Genomic DNA, 18,984 nt, shown 5'->3' on the forward strand with positions numbered 1-18,984 from the left:
CATCCGTCCGCTTCGCGGCCACCTTCTCCCCGAGGGGAGAAGAGGTCACGGACGGCTGAGCTGGTCTCTTCTCCCCAGGGGGAGAAGGTGGCCCGAAGGGCCGGATGAGGGGGCCACCCAGCGAAGAATGGCGCCCACAAGCCGATATCAGGCCGGGGTCATCAGCGCCGGCAGCAGCGCGCCGGACACATGCTGCACCACGTTGACGCCCTTGGCATGCACGATCGGTTGCGCATACTGAATCAGCGGCAGCACATAGGCCTGCTCGGCGATGTACTTGTCGACAGCCTTCCAGCCGGCGATCCGCTTGGCCTCGTCCTTCTCGCCCCACAGCGGATTGATCATGTCGATCAGGTCCTGGCTGTCCCACACCGAGTGCGGGCTCGGGCCATACATGGCAAAACCGGTCGACGTCGTCGGATCGCCGATGGCATTGCCCCAATTGTAGAAGGCGGCCGGGGCCAGCTTGTCGGCGGCGCGCAGTTCATAGTGCTTGGCGATCTCGTAGACCTCGATCGTCGCCTCGATGCCGACCTTGCGCCACATGCCGACGATTGCCTGGATCATCTCATAATCCTTGGGCTTGAAGCCCTTGGTCGTCTGGATGGTGAACTTGACCGGTTTTTCCGGCGAATAGCCGGAAGCCGCGAGCAGCTCCTTGGCCTTTTCCGGATTGTGCTCGACCTTGATCGACGCATCGAAGGCCGTGTACTCCGGGGTCTCCAGCGTAGCGATCGGCTGGCCATAGCCGCGCAGCAGCCGTTTGACCAGAAGCTCCTTGTCCACAGCCATGACAGCGGCCTGGCGGACGTTCTTGTCCAGCATCGCTTCGATGTCATTGAAGAAGATCATGCCGATGTCGGAAACAGGCTTGCACGAGCCGGCAAGCCCGTCCTTGGCGATCAGCCGGTCATACTCTTCATAGGGGACCTCCAGCGTCACCTGCGAGGAACCGGATTCGATCTCGGCAACGCGGCTCGCCGCGTCGGTGACGAACTTGATCGTCACATTCTCGAAGGCCGGCTTGTCGCCCCAATAGTGCGGGTTGGCCTTCAGTCGGAGGAAAGCATTTCGCTCGAATTTTTCCACCATGTACGGGCCGGTGCCGATCGGCGCCTTCTCGAAACCTTCCGCGCCAACCTTCTCGTAGTAGGCCTTCGGCAGGATGTAGCCGGTCAGGAACGACATCCATTTGAAATAGACCGGATCGAACTGCACGACGTCGCCGGTGATCTTGTTGCCGTCGATCTTGAAATTGTTGACGTTCTTCCAGACGAACTGGATCGGATTGCCGGTCTTTTCGTCGCCCGCCCGCTGCAGCGACCAGACCACGTCCTCGGGCGTGAAGGGCGAGCCGTCATGCCAGGTCACGCCTTCGCGCACCGTCATCGTCACCTTGGTGCGATCCTCGTTCCAGCCCCATTCGGTGAGCAGGCCAGGCGCAAAGGACAGGTCCGGCTTTTGCGGAATGAACTGGTCGAACACCGACTGGTAGAGACCCTGAATGGTCGGGTTGACCGCCGAAGGTCCGGTGGTCGGATCCCAGGACGGCAGATTGACGTTATAGGCGATGGTCAGCTCGCCCGCTGCCGCCTTGGCGATCTCAGGCAGGCCGATCGCCGCCACCCCAAGTGCCGCGGCACTGTATCCCAGCAATTCTCGTCTGTTGATTGTCATGGTCGTTCCCCTTGTTGGTTTTGTTGTCTTTGCGCGGCACTATCAGTTTATCGATCCGGGCTTCGTGGGCAGCAGCGCCTTGCCTCTCGTCGCCTTCATGAAATCTTGCGAGCTACCTCCCGCCAAGCTGTTGCGCGAGCATGAAGCCGGAGGCCGCGCCGGTGCCGGCGCCGGGCCATGTCGCGGCGCCTATGAGATGCAGATTGCCGACCGGCGTGTTCCAGCCGGCATAACCGCGCGCCGGGCGGAACAGGAAATTCTGTGCCAGATGGTGGCTGCCGCAGACCTGGTCGCCGCCGACGAGATTGGGATTCTCGCGCTCGAGGTCGATGGGTGAGAACACCGCGCGGCCGAGGATTTTTGTACGCAGGCCGGGCGCGTAGGTCTCGATGATGTCGAGCACGCGCTCGGCGTAGACGTCCTTGACCTGATCCCAATGCGCGGGCGCGATCTTGCCGGCCGCATCGCCCAGGATTTCGGCGGGCAGCATGCGCACCTGCACCCACAGCACATGCTTGCCCTGCGGCGCGCGTGACGGATCGACCGCTGTCGGCTGGCCGACGACCAGCACCGGTTCGTCCGGCAGCATGCCCGCCATCGCCTGCTGATAGGTGCGCGACATCGCGTCGAGCGAGGGCGACAGATGCACATAGGCGAACTGCCGCAGCTCGGCCCCGGCGCGCCAGTCCGGCAGGTCGTCGAGCGCCAGATGGATCATCATCGTGCCCGGCGCGTGCCGGAACTTCTGCATAGCCGTGTCGAAGCCGGCGTCGCCGGAACCGTTGGGCAGCAACTTGCCGGTCAGCGCCCTGGGCGCGACGCCGGCAATCACTGCCTTGGTGGCCGTATGTGTCTCACCTGAAGCGAGTCGCACGCCCGATGCCTTGCCGCCGGCAACGGTGATCTCGGCAACTTCCGCCCCGGTGACGATCGTGCCGCCCGCCGAGGTGACCATACCTGCCAGCGCCCGGATGATCGTGTCGGCGCCGCCCTTGCCTAGCACCATGCCAAAGCTCTGGTTGGCGATCGATTCCAGATAGGGGAACACGGCGCCGCCGGCGATGTCGGGTGCGAAATCGAGATGCATGCCCCAGGTGGCAAGCGTTGCCCGCACATAAGGCGACTCGAAGGTCTCCTCCAGCCAGGCGCGAGGTGACGACAGCAAAAGCCGGCCGGTATCGAGCGCGCCTGACATGCCCTTCTTGCGCCACAGGTTCCAGGCGGTGCCGGCAAGCGCGCGGGCACTCATCGGCGATCCCAGCAGCCGGAACAGATGCTCGGCCTCAGCAGGAAAGGCGGCAACGAGCTTGCGCCACGTCGCGGCATCGGCGGCGGAGAACGCGGCCAGCCGCGTGGCAGTCCTTTCCAAGTCATTGCTGACGCCGAACCAGCGTCCGTCCGGAAAGGCGCTGGCGAAACAGTCGGCGACCGGCGCGAACTCAAGACCCTGCGCTTTCAATTCATTTGCATATTTCCGGTGGAAGGCGGAGCCGGCAAACAGGCTCAGATTCATTGCACCGAAATCGTGCCGGAACCCTGGGAGGGTGTATTCGTGGGTCTGGACGGCACCGCCGATTGCTGCGCTGCGCTCGAAAATCCCGGTTTTCCAGCCTTTCAGCGCCAGATGCGCGGCGCATGCCAGACTGTTGTGGCCCGCCCCGACAAAGATGGCGTCGAACTCGCTCACGCCCCGTTCCCATTTCCTTTATGCTTAAAGATAATTGCAGATGCATATGTTTTCGTCTAGTAGGATATTAAGGGCCGAGACGAGCCTTGATCTTCACCGACAAGAGGGAACTTCAGACCATGGACACGCAAAAACTCCTCGGCGAAGTCGCCGGCCAGCTGCTTTCAGGCGCCATCAAGGTGGTCGACCTCTCTGCGCCGCTCGGACCCGACACGCCGCTGATCAAGCTGCCGCCGGAGCTTGCCGTCGACACGCCGAAGGTCGAGATCCACAACATCTCCCGTTATGACAAGAACGGCCCGTGGTGGGCATGGAACTGGCTGAAGCTCGGCGAGCATTCGGGCACGCATTTCGATGCGCCGCAGCACTGGATCAGCGGCAAGGACTATCCGGACGGCGCCACCGACACCATTCCGGCGCAGAATTTCGTCGGCCCGGTCAACGTCATCGACTGCACGAAGGAAGCCGCCGCCGATCACGATTTCCTGCTCACCGTCGACCACATCAAGGCGTGGGAGGCCAAGCATGGCGCCATCAGCCCTGGCGAGTGGGTGGTGATGCGCACCGACTGGTACAAGCGCAATGGTTCGGAGGCTGAGTTCCTCAACGCCAATGAGACCGGCCCGCATACGCCAGGTCCGACGGCCGAAGCCATCCAGTATCTGATCAGCAAGGACATCAAGGGCTGGGGCTCGGAGACGATCGGCACCGATGCCGGCAAGGCCGGCGGCATGGAGCCGCCATTTCCAGCCCACACGCTGATGCACAAGGCGAACCGCTATGGCCTCGCCAGCCTCTGCAACCTCGACCAGTTGCCTCCAAAGGGCGCCATCCTGATCGCCGCACCGCTCAAGATCGAGCATGGCACCGGCAGCCCTATCCGCGCGCTGGCGCTTGTATCCAACGGCTAGGTGAAAGCACGCCAAGGTGAGCCAGCCGGATCACATCATCGTTGGCAGCGGCATCAACGCGCTGGTCTGCGCGGCGATGCTCGGCGGCAAAGGGGCGCGTGTGCTCGTCCTCGAGCGCAACGACCGCATCGGCGGCTGCGTGCGTACCGAGGAGATCACCGCTCCCGGCTTTATCCATGACGTGATGGCAACCACCTTCGTGCTGTTCGTCACCTCGCCGGCTTTTGCGGCGTTGGGCGGCGATCTCGCGCGGCACGGGCTGGAGTTCTGTCACACCGGCACGCCAACCGGCGTGCTGCGGCCGGACGGCAGCCATGCCGTGCTCACCACCGACCGCGCCGCCAACGTCGCTGCAATCAATGCGATCGCCCCCGGCGATGGCGACCGGCACGCCGACGATGTCAGCGGCATCGAGCGCAATGCCGGCCTGTTGTTCGGCCTGCTCGGCGGCAGCCTGTGGTCCTATCCGACGGCGAAACTGCTGGCCGGCGATGCCTGGCGGCGCAGCCCACGCGGCCTTGCCGCCTTTCTCGGCGAAGCACTGGTGCCGGCGCGCAGCTGGCTGGAAAGCACCTATCGGTCCGAGACAATCCGCGCGCTGTGGGCGCCCTGGGTGCTGCACGCCGGGCTCGGACCGGAAGACGCCTTCTCAGGGCAGATCGCCAAGGTCATTGCCTTCGCGCTGGAAGCGGCCGGGGCGCCGATCGTCAAGGGTGGAGCGAAGACCCTGCTCACTGCCTTCGAAGCTCTGATAAGGGAACGTGGTGGCGACATCCGCACCGGCGCCGATGTCGCCTCGATCGTCCAGAGCGGTGGCCGCGCGACCGGCGTACGGCTCGCCTCGGGCGAAACGATTACAGCAAACAAGAGCGTCATCTGTTCGGTCACGCCGACGCAGCTTTACCACCGGTTGCTCGGCAGCGAGGCTCCCAAGGCCGATGTCGAAGCGACACAGAAATACCGCTACGGCAAAGGCAATTTCCAGATTCACTATGCGCTGAACAAGCCGCCGGCATGGCGCGGTGATGGCCTGGACCAGGTGGCATTGTTGCACCTGACGCCGGGGCTCGATGGCGTCTCGAAAGCCTGCAACGAGGCGGCGCGGGGCATGCTGCCCGAAGTGCCGACCATCTGTGTCGGCCAGCCACATGCGCTCGACCCATCGCGCTGCCCGCCTGGCAAAGCAATACTGTGGCTGCAACTTCCCGAGGCGCCCCGTCACATCAAGGGCGATGCTGCCGGCACGCTCCAGGCACCCACCGACGGGCAATGGACCGAGGCGTTGCGCGAAGCCTATGCTGATCGTGCCGAAGCCATCCTGGCCAACCACATCGATGGTTTCAAGGACAGCGTGATTGCGCGGCGCGCCTATTCGCCGGCCGATCTCGAAGCGATGAATATCAATCTGGTCGGCGGCGACCCCTATGGCGGGTCCTCGACCATCGACCAGTCGTTCCTGTGGCGGCCGTTCAAGACCAGCCGCAACCATCAGACCGGCATCAAGAACCTCTATCACATCGGCGCGTCCACCCATCCGGGCGCGGGCCTCGGTGGCGGTTCCGGCTTTCTGCTGGCGGGGAGGCTTTGATGGAGCAGAAGGTTCCGGAAAAGCGCCAGCGCATTTCGACGCTTGGCCAGATCGGCCTGCAGCAATTCGCGCCCTATCTGATGAACCGCATCATGGGGCGCTACAACGCCACCTTGCGCGACGATTTCCGCAAGCAGGGCCTGACCATTCCGCAGGTCCGCACGCTGGCCGTGCTGTCGGTCACCGACGGCGTCACCGTCAACGACCTCTCGGTCTACACCGTCATCGAGCAGTCGACCTTGAGCCGCACGCTCGACACGCTGGAGGGGCAAGGCTTCGTGCGGCGCGAGCAGGGCGTTACCGACAGCCGCATCCGCCATGTCTTCCTGACCGACGAGGGCCGCGCCGAGTTCGCGCGCGCCTGGCCGGCCATGCATGACGCGTTCGAGGCGATGTTCGACGATGTCGACGACGCCGAATACACGGCGCTGATCGCCACATTGCAGAAGATGCTGAAGAACATTCGCAAGCACGACATCTAGACGTTAGGCGCCGGCCGCACCGCCGGCAACGGAAGGTTGGAAAAATGGCCGAACGGTCTTTTGCCAAGGAAGTCGAAAAACTCAGGCTCGGCGCCGGCGAGGAATTTGCGGGCGAAGGCATTCTCGCCATCACCAAGGCGCTGCTGCAATGCGGCGTCGGCTATGTCGGCGGATACCAGGGCGCGCCGATCAGCCATCTGATGGACGTGCTGGCCGACGCACAGGACATTCTGGGCGAACTCGGGGTGCATTTCGAGGCGAGCGCCTCGGAAGCCACCGCCACCGCCATGCTCGCTGCCTCGGTGCATTACCCCATCCGTGGCGCGGCGACCTTCAAGTCGACTGTCGGCACCAATGTCGCGTCCGACGCGCTCGCCAACCTTGCCTCCGGTGGCGTTACCGGCGGCGCGCTGATCATCGTCGGCGAGGATTATGGCGAGGGTTCCTCGATCATGCAGGAGCGCAGCCATGCCTTCGCCATGAAAAGCCAGGTCTGGCTGCTCGACCCGCGCCCGAACCTGCCTTCGATCGTCAAGGCGGTCGAGGATGGCTTCGAGCTGTCCGAAGCGTCCAATACGCCGGTGATGCTGCAGGTGCGCATCCGCTGCTGCCACGTCCACGGCCACTTCATAGCCAAGGACAACAAGCGCCCGCCGATGACGGTGGCCGATGCGCTCGACGCGCCGCGCCGCGACACCGGCCGCATCGTGTTGCCGCCCGCCTCCTTCCTGCACGAGAAGGAGAAGGTGCAGAAGCGCTGGCCGGCGGCGGTGGAGTTCATCGCCAAGAACAAGATCAACGAATTCTTCGGTTCGGACCATGGCTCGGTCGGCATCGTCATGCAGGGCGGCATGTACAATTCGGTCATCCGCGCCTTGCAGCGGCTCGGCCTTGCCGACACCTATGGCGAGACGGATGTGCCGCTCTACGTTCTCAACGCCGTCTATCCCCTGATCGATGACGAGTTCCTCACCTTCTGCGAAGGCAAGCAGGCGGTGCTCGTGGTCGAGGAGGGCCAGCCCAACTACATCGAGCAGGCCTTTGCCGCCATGCTGCACAAGGCCGGGCGCGGCACCAGGCTGGTCGGCAAGGAGTATCTGCCGATGGCCGGCGAATATACCGGCCAGGTCATGCTGGACGGCATCGGCGCCTTCCTGCGCGCCGAGGCCCCGCATCTCTTGCCGGGTGAGGTGCGCGCGCCCAACAAGGTCGGCGACGGCGTTGACGCCGCGGACCTGATCAACGTCGTGCCGGGACGTCCGCCAGGCTTCTGCATCGGTTGCCCGGAGCGGCCGATTTTTGCCGCGACAAAGCTGGTCGAGCAGGAACTCGGGAACCACCACATCGCATCCGACATCGGCTGCCATTTGTTCTCGATCATGCCGCCTTTCGAGCTCGGCGCCACCACCATGGGCTACGGGCTGGGGCCGGCATCGGCATCGGCGTTCAATTCGCCTGACGCCAAACGGCGGTCGATCTCTTTCGTCGGCGATGGCGGCTTTTGGCACAATGGCCTGACCTCCTCGATCGGCAACGCGGTCTTCAACAAGAACGACGGCGTCATCGTCATCGTCGACAATTTTTACTCCGCCGCCACCGGTGGGCAGGACATCCTGTCGTCGCGTGCGGGCAACAAGACCAAGTCGACCAAGCATCCGATCACCGAGGCGGTGAAGGGCATGGGCGTCAAATGGCTGCGCCATGTCGACCGCACCTATGACATCACCAAGATGCAGGACACGTTACGTGAGGCGCTGACGACGGACGAAAAGGGTCCCAAGGTCATCGTTGCCTCGTCTGAATGCATGCTCAATCGCCAGCGCCGCGAAAAGCCGCTGGTCGACAAGGCGATCAAGGGTGGGACTCGCGTCGTCAAGCCGAAGTTCGGCGTCGATGAGGATATCTGCACCGGCGACCACGCCTGCATGCGGCTGTCCGGCTGCCCGTCCCTGTCGGTGAAATCGCTCGACGATCCCTTGCGTGACGATCCGGTGGCATCGATCGACCAGAGCTGCGTCGGCTGCGGCAATTGCGGCGAGGTGGCGGACGCCGCCGTGCTGTGCCCATCCTTCTACCGCGCCGATGTCGTGCACAATCCGGGCCGCTGGGACCGCTTCCTGGAAAGCGCTCGCCGCGCCGTGATCGGCCTGATGCAGCGCCGCCGCGAGAGCCGTAGGTTGACGTTCGCCGATGCTTGACCAGGCTTCGCCCTTGCGCCCGAAATCCGGTGCCACCGATACCGAGCCGGTGATCAAACTCGCTTTGCTCGCGGTCGGCGGCCAGGGCGGAGGCGTGCTCGCCGACTGGATCACCGATGTCGCCGAGCGCAATTCCTATGTCGCGCAATCGACCTCGGTCGCCGGCGTCGCCCAGCGCACCGGCGCTACGATCTATTACGTCGAGATGGCCCGCGACACCGGCCGGCTGCCGGTCTTTGCCCTTTCGCCTTCGCAAGGCGATGTCGACATATTGATCGCCGCCGAGCTGATGGAAGCCGGCCGCGCCATCATCAGGGGCTTCGTCACGCCCGATCGCACCACGCTGATCACCTCCTCGCACCGTATCGCCGCGGTGTCGGAAAAGATCGAGCCGGGTGACGGCCGGGCCTCGTCTTCCAAGGTACGCGCGACGGCGGAAGCTGCATCGAAACGCTTCATCGCTTTCGACATGGAAAAGATCGCCGCGGACAATGGCTCAATGATCTCGGCCAGTCTGCTTGGCGCGCTGGCCGGCTCCGACGCATTGCCGTTCACGCGTGAAAGCTATGAGCAAGCGATCGGCGCCGGCGGCCGAGGCGCGAAAGCCAGCCTCGCTGCCTTCGCCGTCGCCTACGACCGCGCGCGCGGTACGACGGCCCCCGCGCCACAGCCGGCAGAACCGGCCACGGTCGACCCCGCTCCGGGTGCAGGGCGCGTGAGCGGTCCGCAGAACCTGCTGCAGGGTTGGCAGGCGCTGGCCGCCCGCATCGACCTGATGCCCGCGGCGGTGCGCGACATGGCGCTTCGGGGCCTGAGAAAGGTCGTCGACTACCAGGACATCGCCTATGGCCGCGACTATCTCGACCGGTTGGACAAGGCCGTTGCGCTTGATGATCCCGGCCATGCCCATGCATTGTCCATCGCTGCCGCCAAGCATCTGGCCAACGCCCTGTGCTATGACGACATGATCCGCGTCGCCGATCTCAAGACTCGCTCGACCCGCGCCCAGCGCGTGCGCCGCGAGGTCGGCGTCAAGAACGGCTCCATCCTGCAGGTGACCGAGTATTTCCATCCGCGCATCGAGGAGTTCTGCGGCACCTTGCCGGCGGGGCTGGGCAACTACATTGAGAGCCGGCCGAAACTCGCTGCTTTCCTTGATCGTCGCATCAACCATGGCCGGCGCATTCGCACCGACAGCTTTGCCGGCTTTGCGGTCCTCTGGTTCATCGGCGGCCTGCGCCGCTGGCGACGGCGCCTGTTGCGCCACAAGGTCGAGACGGCGCATCTGGAGCGGTGGTATGCATTGGCAATTGGATATGTGCCCCAGGATTACGCGCTCGCCGTCGAAATCCTGAACTGCCGCCGGCTGATCAAGGGCTACAGCGACACCCACGTCCGCGCCCAGTCCAAATTCGATCGCGTGCTGTCGGCGCTCGATCTGGTCAAGGGCCGCGATGACGCTGCCGACTGGATCAGACGGTTGCGCGAAGCTGCGCTGAAAGACGAGAAAGGCGACATGCTCGATGGCGCGCTGAAGACGGTGGCATCGTTGTCTGATCATGGTGTGGGAAGAGGTCGAGCTTAGGCTGGTACCTCTACGCTACTGCCGCCGTTTCCTACTCCCACTGGATTCGCGGATTGAACACGCCGCTTCAGGCGATCGCAGCTCGGCTTCCACCCGGATGCGGGAAGCGTTGCCGGCGGACCTGCCGGGCGTCAGTCGCGCGATATGGACAGCCCCGAGAGAAGCGGAGCGTACGCGGCGAGCCTGCGGGACACGAACTCCGTGAAGAGCCGCACCCGCTTCGTCTTGCGTGTCTCGCCTTGCGTGAGAAGCCACAGGGTCCCATGCATGGGCACGTCGATCCCCGGCACCCTCACCAGCAGGGGGTCGGCATCTCCGACGAAGCACGGCAGTTTCGTTATCCCAATCCCCTGGTGCGCCGCGATGATCTGCGTCTCGGCGTCAGGTGTCCTGAACGGTACTCCCGTGACGCGAACTTCTCCCTCGCGCGCCCAGTCCGGAATTCCATGATTGTCTATCCCTATCCACCGGATGGGATCAGGCGTGCCCGCACGCCACGCGGCTAGTCGATCGCGAGACATGTAGACGCCGCTGAACAGCTCCGGTCCCTTCAGGCCGTGAAGATTGAGCGGCAGGGTCTTGCGGTCGGCGACAATGCGGATCGCGACGTCGGCCTCTCGGTTGGTCAGATTTGCCAGCTCACCGGACGACAAGATTTCCATCTCGATGTCGCGATGCAAACGCGCGAAGTCGGCGAGATCCGGCATGAGCAGGTGTGTGGCGAGGAACGGTGGAAGCGTCACCCGCAAAAGCCCGCGCGCGCTCTGGTCACGACCGAAGACTCGCGTCTCCAGTTGGTGCGACGACGCTTCCATCTGGGTCGCGAGATCGAGGACCTCCTCGCCCGCAGCCGTCAAGCGGTAGCCGGAAGGCAGCTTTTCGAACATCTGCGCCCCGAGGCGTTCCTCGAGCTGAGCGATGCGTCGCAGCACGGTCGAGTGGTTCACACCGAGGTGTGCGGCGGCAGCACGCACCGAGCCTACGCGCGCGGCGGCAAGAAAGTAGCGAACGTCATCCCAGTCGATCATGGTGCATTCCTGCGCAGCGAAGTGCGGCTTGCAAAGCCCATACTAACACGATCAGCCGTAGTTCGTGCGGTCGCCGCGGCGTTCAATCATCTAGCTGGATCGTTTTCGCACCAGCGATGTGCGCGATTGCGCACTCACCGCCCGACTTCGGCGAACCCATCTTGAGGCTCTCGCGGGACTTTCCCGTACAGCCAAAGATACGAGACGGCGAAACAAAGGATGCATGACATGAACAGACTGAATGGAAAGACCGCTGTGATAACTGGCGGCGCTACGGGCATCGGCCGCGCCGCAGCCAAGCGCTTTATCGAGGAGGGCGCCTTCGTCTTCATCTTCGGCCGCCGGCAGGAAGCGCTCAACGCCGCCGTGGCTGACCTTGGGCCTAGTGCCCGCGCGGTTAAGGGCTCGGTCTCGGATGAGGCCGACCTCGACCGACTCTACGCTGCGGTGAAGGCCGAGCGCGGAAGCCTGGATATCGTCTTCGCCAATGCCGGGGCGGGAAGTCCGCTTCCGCTCGGGCAGATCACCGCCAGGCACATTGACGAAACCTTCGACACTAATGTGAAGGGTACGATCTTCACGGTCCAGAAGGCGCTGCCGCTGATGAGCCAGGGCGGTTCGATCATCCTGACCGGCTCGAGCGCCGGCACCACGGGCGCTCCGGGGTTCACTGCCTATAGCGCGAGCAAGGCGGCAGTGCGCAACCTGGCGCGGACCTGGGCGGAGGACCTGAAGGGCACCGGCATCCGGGTAAACGTGTTGTCGCCCGGGGCGACGGCGACCGAACTCGCGAAGGAGGCGTTGGGCGAGGAAGGCCAGAAGGCCTACGGCGCGATGACTCCGCTCCAGCGCATGGCCGATCCGGCGGAGATCGGGGCCGTGGCCGCCTTTCTCGCGTCGCCGGACAGCAGCTTCATGACTGCCAGCGAGGTCGCCGTCGACGGCGGCCTGGCTCAACTCTGACCCCCAGCGCGGTCCGTACCTGGCCCGTGCGCAACGAAAGACAAAGAATTATGAAAAAACTCAAAGGCAAGATCGCAGTCATCACGGGCGGAAGCAGCGGGATCGGGTTGGCCACAGCCAAGCGCTTCGTAGAAGAAGGAGCGCACGTCGTGATTACCGGGCGAAGAGAGAAAGAGCTGAACGAGGCCGCAGCCTTCATCATGAAAAACGTTACGACGGTCGTGGGTGACGTGTCGCTCCTGGAAGATCTGGATCGCCTCTATGCCGTCGTGAAGGAGAAACATGGTCATATCGACATTCTTTTCGCCAACGCCGGCGCGGGGACGATCGCACCGCTCGCCGTCGCTACCGAGGCACATTTTGATCAGACCTTCATGTGAACGTGAAGGGTCTGTTCTTTACCGTGCAGAAGGCCCTTCCCCTGTTCAAAGACGGCGGTTCGATCATCCTGAATTCTTCAGTGTCGAACGTGTTGGGGCTTCCAGGGTTTAGTACCTACGCCGCGAGCAAGGCGGCTGTACGCAACTTCGCGCGCGCTTGGACACTGGAATTCAAAGACCGCAAAATCCGCGTCAATGCAATGAGTCCGGGACCAATCGAGACGCCGGCCTTGGAGACAACGACTGGCCTTACTCCTGAGCAAGCCGAGCAAGCGGCCGCCAAGTTTGCGTCACAGATCCCAATGGGTCGCAGGGGCAAACCAGAGGAAATCGCGGCTGCCGTAACGTTCCTCGCCTCCGATGAAAGTTCTTTCGTCACCGGCGTGGATCTCGCCGTCGACGGAGGCATGGCGCAAGTCTGACCCCAACATTAGCACCAGATCGGAGAAGTACTATGAACTATGCAATCGTAGGATTCGGCAATATCGGACAGGCCCTTGCCAAGGCGTTTGCCCGAAACGGCATCGAAGTTTCCGTTGCAACCACACGCGACCCGGAAAGCTTTGCCGCCGATGCGGCCGCGATCGGACCCACGATCATCCCCAAAAACTGGCGGAAGCCATCAAGGCGGACATCATCTTTTTGGCTGTCCGCTTCGAGGCGCACCCGAATGTCGCGAAGGCGCTCCCTACCTGGCAGGGGAAGACGATCATCGATGTGACCAATGCCTATGGCGTGCCCCCTGAGGAACTGGGAGGACAACCTTCTTCCAAGTTCATCGCGCAGGCCTTCTCTGGCGCAAAACTGGTCAAGGGCTTCAACCATCTGGTCGCCCCGGTGCTTGATCAGGATCCGGCCGTACATGGTGGCCGGAGGGTCGTGTTCCTGGCAAGCGACGATGACGCTGCCGCAACACAGATTGGGGAGCTTGCGGAAAATCTCGGTTTCGCGCCGATCAAGCTTGGCGGGGTGTCGGAAGGTGGCCTGCTGGTCCAGGCGCGCGGAAACAGCTGGGGTCATCTGATCTTCAAGGACTTGGTCAAATTCGACTGACGAGCGCGACGTCCTCGGCAAAGAGACGACGCACGCGATCGGAACTCGGATCGGATCAAGCCCGATCCGATCCGAGCAAATGGAGAAATCACTATGAGCACCGAGAAGAATATCCACTCCTAAGGAGATTTCGATGTACGACCAATCCAAGGTGTCCGAATTAATCCGGTTCGCACGAATCGAGGCGGGCTCCACCGTGATCGACGTTTACCCTGGCGACGGAGACTGGACGCGCCTCTTCTCCGACATCGTCGGATCAGAGGGGCGGGTCTACAGCTTTGTGCCGGCCGAAGTCGCCCACTTCAAGAACGATCCGGTCGGCCTCATGCGGACGCTCGCGAAGGAGCTGAGCCGAGAGAACGTCGAAGCCACCTCGGCGGATCTCGTCGCGATGCCGGAGATTACGCCGCCAGCCGATGTCCTATGGCTGCACCTGTTTTACCACGATCTTCACACCGCCCTGGTCCAGAAGAAGGGTGCGACGGCGGCCGACTTCAATCGAGCTGTCTACAAGCGGCTGAAACCCGGTGGGTCCTACGTCATCGTTGACCACGCCGCTGCCGCCGGGTCGGGCACGAGCGACACCCGGTCGCTGCATCGGATCGACCCTGCATTCGTCCGCGAGGAGGTGGAGGCGGCCGGCTTCGTACTGGACGCCGAAAGCACCGTGCTGGTGAATAAGGATGACCCGCACTCGACCAAGGTGTTCGATCCCGCGATCACGGGCGAGACCGATCGCTTCGCGTTTCGGTTCGTGAAGCCCTGACAGCTCCCGGGCGCCGACTTCATGTCGACCTCCCATTGAGTCCATCAACTCGGGTTCGCATCCGTCAAGCTGGGAAAGCTCAACGAGGATGGCGCGCTGGTGCACGCACGCGATGCGGCAGCGCCTTGAAGGCGTCCGAGGTGATGATGGCACAAGGTTCTGGAGCACACCTGCCGCAGGTTCCTGATCTGAACTTGATGAAATGACGGAAGTCGCCGCGCCGTTGAGGGAGCCGGCGCATCCCTCAGGTGATGCGCCGGCTCAACGGTTCAGGAATGGTGGATTTCCGTTCCCAGCACCTTCAGGCATTCACGGATGAACGCCGCAAGCGCGGTCCAGCCTTTGGCTGAAACCATGGTCCCATCGACATAAGCGTCGGTGGGAGACAGATCGATATAAGTGCCGCCGGCAAGCGTCACCTCCGGCTCGCAAGCGGCGAGCGCCGCCACCTTCTTGCCGCGCACGACGCCGTCGACCGCGATCAGAATCTGGACGCCATGGCAGATCGTGAAGATCGGCTTTTTCGCCTCGTGGAAATGGCGCACCATTGCCTGTATCCGCTTGTCGGTGCGGATGTATTCGGGGCCACGACCACCGGCGCAATAGACAGCGTCGTACTGGCTCAGCTGCTTCTCGGCGTCGGCGAAGGTCTTGTTGATCAGCGCGTTATGGCCGGGCTTTTCGGTGTAGGTCTGATCGCCCTCGAAATCGTGCAGCGATGTCTTGATCATGTCTCCGGCGCTTTTGTCGGGGCACACGACATGAACGGTGTGTCCCACCGCTTCCATCGCCTGCTGATAGACGAAGATTTCATACTCCTCGGTGAAATCACCGGTCAGCATCAGGATTTTTTTGGCTGGCATGTCTTTTCCTCTCGGCTTGTTTCAGGGGCGAGGTGCACTGCGCGCCTCGCTTCCCGGGATCGAAATCGGCTCAGAACGGGGAATAGAATTCGTAGGCGGCAGGCTGGGCGGACAGCGGCGCGCCGCGCTTGAGGGTGCCTCTGACAAGCAACATCACCAGGCTACTCGAACGCAGGCAGGAGCCTGTCCCGCGAATTTTCGATGTGCGCACGCATGGCTTTTTCGGCGGCGTCCGGATCGCCTGCGGCAAAGGCAGCGAGAATAGCCTCGTGCTCGTCGAGCGCCTCTTCGGTCACCCTGGAGTGATACATCAGCCGGAAGATATGGAAGTGGGTATGCTGGTGATTCAGTGTCTCGCGAATGAGTTCGTTTTGGGCGAACTCGACGATCTTGTCGTGGAAGATCGCATCCTGACGGGCGAAGTTCGAATAGCGCAGGCGTTCGTCTTTCCCCACCCGCCGAGCCATGACGCCGGCCGCCGCCTGCAGCGCGGCAAGGCGCTCGCCGTCCATTGTTGCGGTGGCTTTGGCCGCGGCGGCAGGTTCAAGCATTAGACGCAGCTCGTAAAGCTCGTCGAAGCGCCGGCGGGTGATTTGTGGGGCGGCGCGATAGCCGATCAGGTGAGTTTTCAGAACCAGCCCTTCCCCCTCCAGCCTGCCAAGCGCTTCACGAATGGGGGTATGTGAGACGTTGAATTCCTTGACGAGATTGTCGACGGTGATGCGCGATCCCGGAACAATCCTCAAGGACATGAGCTGCGCGAAGATTGCTTCGTAAACGTGCCCGGCCAGACTGTTGGCGCGCTGGATACGACCCCTGGCACGGGCTTCATTGTCAACCGTCAGGTCCGTGTTCTGCATCGTTTGCCTCTTGACAGAACCACCCACTAACACGATGCTCCGCGAAACTCAATCCTATATCCTATACGATTTTATTAGAGGGCATCGCATGATCATGACCTGCAGCGCCGAGGTCGGCCTCTGGACCGAAGCCAAGCCTGTCGGCTTCCAACCCGTCTTCGCAGGATCTTGTGCATGAGCTTGTTTGCAGCGGCGCGCCTGCCGAGCGAGATTCTGTTCGGCAAAGGCCAGTGCCATGTCCTGCCTGCCATCGCCGCCAAATATGGGCGCCGCGCGTTCGTCTGTACCGATGAGCGCTTCGCGGCGACGTCGCAGTTCGCCGAGATTCTGGCTGGCTTGCACAACGCGGCGATCGAGACGTTGGTCTTCGACCGAACGCTGCCGGATGTGCCGCGCGACAGCGTCGCCGCCTGCATTGCGCAAGCGAAAGATTTCAAGCCGGACATGGTGATCGGCATCGGGGGCGGCAGTTGCCTCGACATGGCCAAATGCGCTGCACTTCTGCTCAGCCACGGCGGCAAGCTCGAGGACTATTATGGCGAGTTCAAGGTACCCGGCCCTACCCTTCCGGTGATCGCAGTGCCGACGACGGCTGGAACAGGCTCCGAGGTGACCCCCGTCGCCGTGATCTCCGACCCGGATCGGACGCTGAAAGTGGGTATCGCCAGTCCGCATCTCATCGCAGCAGTGGCGCTTTGCGATCCGGATCTGACGGTGACCTGTCCACCATCCTTGACGGCGATCGCCGGCGCCGACGCGCTGACGCACGCAATCGAGGCCTTCACAGCGGCCAAACGCGGCGCCGACCCTCATTTGCCGCAACAGCACGTGTTCATCGGCAAGAGCGCTCTGACCGATCATTTCGCGCTTCTGGCCATCAGGCTGCTCGGCCGCAGTCTGGAAAAGGCATATCGCGACGGATCGGACGAGGATGCGCGCGCCGACGTCATGATGGGAGCGCTGGCCGCCGGTTGCGCCTTCGGTACGGCGGGAACGGCCGCCGCCCATGCGGTGCAGTATCCCGTTGGCGCGCTTACCCACACCCCGCATGGCCTGGGAGTCGCCACGATGCTGCCCTATGTGATGACCTACAATCTGGCCGCAGCAGCCGCGGAGATTGCGGAAATCGGCACTGCTCTCGGCCTTTCCCATCAGGGCGGCGGCGGCGCCGATGCCTTGGCGCACGCCACCATCCGTGAGGTGAGCCGGCTGTTTGGCGCCATCGGCATCACACCGACATTGGCCGAACTGGGTCTTCCCGAAGACAAGATCGACTGGACGGCTGAGCAGGCGCTGGGCATCGACCGGTTGATCAAGAACAATCCCCGCCCGTTCGACCTTGCCGCGATGCGACAGCTGGTCAGGGCTGCCTATGACGGCGACATGTCCGCCACCATGATGTGACCGACCAGGAGTTCATCCAATGAACATTGTCGCAGGCATATCCGACGAGGATCAAGATATGTTCGACTACGCCACGGTCTCGCACGGTCTCTACATTGGCGGACGCTGGCGGCCTTCATCGGAGGGTCGCGTGATCGAAGTGGTCGATCCCTCGACCGAAGCGGTGATCGCTGCGGTTCCCGACGCCACGCTCACTGATGCCGCCGCCGCCGTCGACGCTGCCGCGAAGGCGGCGGCCGGCTGGCGCGAGACCCCGCCACGCAGGCGATCGGAAATCCTGCGGCGCTGCTTCGAACTGATGACGGAACGGGCGGAGACGTTGGCCGCGCTGATCTCGCTGGAGAACGGCAAGGCGCTGCGCGATGCGCGCGGCGAAGTCGCCTATGCGGCGGAATTCTTTCGCTGGAACGCCGAGGAGGCGGTCCGCATCAGCGGCGAGTTCGGCCTTGCACCCTCGGGCGCGAACCGGATCATTGTCGACTACCAGCCCATCGGCATTTGCGTGCTCATCACGCCATGGAATTTTCCGGCCGCCATGGCGACGCGCAAAATCGCGCCGGCGCTGGCGGCCGGCTGTACGGTGATCCTGAAGCCCGCCAGCGAGACACCGCTGACGGCCTATGCGCTTGCGGCGCTCTACGAGGAAGCCGGCGTGCCGCCCGGCGTCGTCAACGTCCTGACGACCTCGACCCCCGGACCGGTGACGGCGGCCATGCTGGCCGATCCGCGCGTGCGAAAGCTGTCCTTCACCGGCTCGACCGGCGTCGGGCGCGTGCTGCTGGCCGAAGCCGCGAAACACGTCATCTCCTGTTCCATGGAGCTTGGCGGCAACGCACCCTTCATCGTCTTCGACGACGCCGACCTGGAAGCCGCCCTCGACGGTGCGATGGTTGCCAAGATGCGCAACGCCGGCGAAGCCTGCACGGCCGCCAACCGGCTTTACGTCCAGGCCGGCATCCATGATGCTTTCGCGGAAGGCTTGAGCAAACGCATGGCGGCACTCAACGTGGGCCCGGGCACAGACTCAGACACAGAATGCGGGCCGATGATCACCAGGAAGGCTGTGCACAAGATCGACCGGCTTGTGCAGGACGCCGTTGCCCGCGGCGCCAAAATCCTGTGTGGTGGCGGCGTATCTGAAGGCAGAGGCTTTTTCTATCCGCCAACGGTGCTCAAGGACGTGCCGGCCGACGTTGCCATGGCTCACGAGGAGATCTTCGGTCCCGTGGCGCCGATCAGTCGCTTCGAAAGCGAGGCGGATGTCATCTCCAAAGCCAATGACACCGAATACGGTCTCGCTGCCTACATCTATACGCGCGACCTGGGCCGGGGGATGCGCGTGGCATCGAAGATCGAGTCCGGCATGATCGCGCTCAACCGCGGCCTGATGTCGGATCCGGCGGCGCCTTTCGGAGGTGTCAAGCAGAGCGGGCTAGGCCGCGAAGGCGGTCAGAAACACGGCGTTGCCGAGTTCATGGAGGCCAAGTACATCGCCGTGACCCTGTGAGCGGACATCACGCCAAAGATCCGTTTCGCATT

Annotated in this window: 14 protein-coding genes and 2 pseudogenes; 11 read left to right on the top strand and 5 right to left on the bottom strand. The window is 63.3% G+C overall.

Annotated features, from left to right (window positions below; all coding sequences use genetic code 11):
- Positions 1–147: 147 nt before the first annotated feature.
- Both NKI35_RS21500 and NKI35_RS21505 read right to left on the bottom strand, forming a co-directional pair.
- Positions 148–1,677 carry an ABC transporter substrate-binding protein gene (locus tag NKI35_RS21500; RefSeq protein ID WP_023686913.1) on the bottom strand — a complete coding sequence of 510 codons (1,530 nt, stop codon included), beginning with the start codon at positions 1,675–1,677 and terminating at the stop codon, positions 148–150.
- A gap of 112 nt (positions 1,678–1,789) precedes the next feature.
- Positions 1,790–3,364 (bottom strand): phytoene desaturase family protein, encoded by a 1,575-nt coding sequence (locus tag NKI35_RS21505; RefSeq protein ID WP_352741421.1) that lies wholly within the window; start codon positions 3,362–3,364, stop codon positions 1,790–1,792.
- Between the two features lie 119 nt (positions 3,365–3,483).
- Here NKI35_RS21505 and NKI35_RS21510 point away from each other — a divergent pair, with 119 nt between their 5' ends.
- Genes NKI35_RS21510 through NKI35_RS21530 form a run of 5 tightly spaced genes read left to right on the top strand, consistent with a single transcriptional unit; the run spans position 3,484 to position 10,128 of the window.
- Positions 3,484–4,275: a cyclase family protein gene (locus NKI35_RS21510; protein WP_352741422.1), complete on the top strand. Its 792-nt coding sequence runs from the start codon at positions 3,484–3,486 to the stop codon at positions 4,273–4,275.
- A gap of 16 nt (positions 4,276–4,291) precedes the next feature.
- Positions 4,292–5,863, top strand: coding sequence for a phytoene desaturase family protein (locus NKI35_RS21515; protein WP_352741423.1), 1,572 nt, complete (start codon positions 4,292–4,294; stop codon positions 5,861–5,863).
- Positions 5,863–6,345 carry a MarR family winged helix-turn-helix transcriptional regulator gene (locus NKI35_RS21520; protein ID WP_023753949.1) on the top strand — a complete coding sequence of 161 codons (483 nt, stop codon included), beginning with the start codon at positions 5,863–5,865 and terminating at the stop codon, positions 6,343–6,345. Before NKI35_RS21515 ends, NKI35_RS21520 begins: the two co-directional genes overlap by 1 nt.
- Before the next feature lie 44 nt (positions 6,346–6,389).
- Positions 6,390–8,543: a thiamine pyrophosphate-dependent enzyme gene (locus NKI35_RS21525; RefSeq protein WP_352741424.1), complete on the top strand. Its 2,154-nt coding sequence runs from the start codon at positions 6,390–6,392 to the stop codon at positions 8,541–8,543.
- Positions 8,536–10,128: an indolepyruvate oxidoreductase subunit beta family protein gene (locus NKI35_RS21530; protein ID WP_023692298.1), complete on the top strand. Its 1,593-nt coding sequence runs from the start codon at positions 8,536–8,538 to the stop codon at positions 10,126–10,128. Before NKI35_RS21525 ends, NKI35_RS21530 begins: the two co-directional genes overlap by 8 nt.
- A gap of 131 nt (positions 10,129–10,259) precedes the next feature.
- On the opposite strand, the gene NKI35_RS21535 is transcribed toward NKI35_RS21530, so the two are convergent.
- A complete protein-coding gene (locus tag NKI35_RS21535; RefSeq protein WP_352741425.1) occupies positions 10,260–11,156 on the bottom strand; it encodes a LysR family transcriptional regulator in 897 nt (298 codons plus the stop codon).
- Between the two features lie 228 nt (positions 11,157–11,384).
- On the opposite strand from NKI35_RS21535, the gene NKI35_RS21540 reads away from it, so the two are divergent.
- From NKI35_RS21540 to NKI35_RS21555, 4 genes and pseudogenes are all read left to right on the top strand, one after another.
- The gene (locus NKI35_RS21540) at positions 11,385–12,119 is read left to right on the top strand and encodes an SDR family NAD(P)-dependent oxidoreductase (RefSeq protein WP_352741426.1); all 735 of its coding nucleotides are present in this window, start codon (positions 11,385–11,387) and stop codon (positions 12,117–12,119) included.
- A gap of 50 nt (positions 12,120–12,169) precedes the next feature.
- Positions 12,170–12,921 (top strand): annotated as a pseudogene (locus tag NKI35_RS21545) (SDR family NAD(P)-dependent oxidoreductase).
- A 32-nt stretch (positions 12,922–12,953) separates the two neighbouring features.
- Positions 12,954–13,552, top strand: a pseudogene (locus NKI35_RS21550) (NADPH-dependent F420 reductase).
- 133 nt (positions 13,553–13,685) lie between these two features.
- Entirely contained in the window at positions 13,686–14,318 is a 633-nt protein-coding gene (locus NKI35_RS21555; protein ID WP_352741427.1) for a class I SAM-dependent methyltransferase, read from the top strand.
- A 269-nt stretch (positions 14,319–14,587) separates the two neighbouring features.
- Here NKI35_RS21555 and NKI35_RS21560 read toward each other — a convergent pair whose 3' ends face one another.
- Together NKI35_RS21560 and NKI35_RS21565 are read right to left on the bottom strand one after the other, a co-directional pair.
- Positions 14,588–15,181: a DJ-1/PfpI family protein gene (locus NKI35_RS21560; protein WP_023667783.1), complete on the bottom strand. Its 594-nt coding sequence runs from the start codon at positions 15,179–15,181 to the stop codon at positions 14,588–14,590.
- Between the two features lie 161 nt (positions 15,182–15,342).
- Positions 15,343–16,041 (bottom strand): GntR family transcriptional regulator, encoded by a 699-nt coding sequence (locus NKI35_RS21565; protein ID WP_352741428.1) that lies wholly within the window; start codon positions 16,039–16,041, stop codon positions 15,343–15,345.
- Between the two features lie 174 nt (positions 16,042–16,215).
- On the opposite strand from NKI35_RS21565, the gene NKI35_RS21570 reads away from it, so the two are divergent.
- Positions 16,216–17,445 carry an iron-containing alcohol dehydrogenase gene (locus NKI35_RS21570; RefSeq protein WP_352741429.1) on the top strand — a complete coding sequence of 410 codons (1,230 nt, stop codon included), beginning with the start codon at positions 16,216–16,218 and terminating at the stop codon, positions 17,443–17,445.
- A gap of 58 nt (positions 17,446–17,503) precedes the next feature.
- Positions 17,504–18,952, top strand: coding sequence for an NAD-dependent succinate-semialdehyde dehydrogenase (locus NKI35_RS21575; protein WP_352741442.1), 1,449 nt, complete (start codon positions 17,504–17,506; stop codon positions 18,950–18,952).
- The last annotated feature ends 32 nt before the right edge of the window (positions 18,953–18,984 follow it).

It is taken from the genome of Mesorhizobium sp. M0676, assembly GCF_040320535.1.
Lineage (GTDB): Bacteria > Pseudomonadota > Alphaproteobacteria > Rhizobiales > Rhizobiaceae > Mesorhizobium.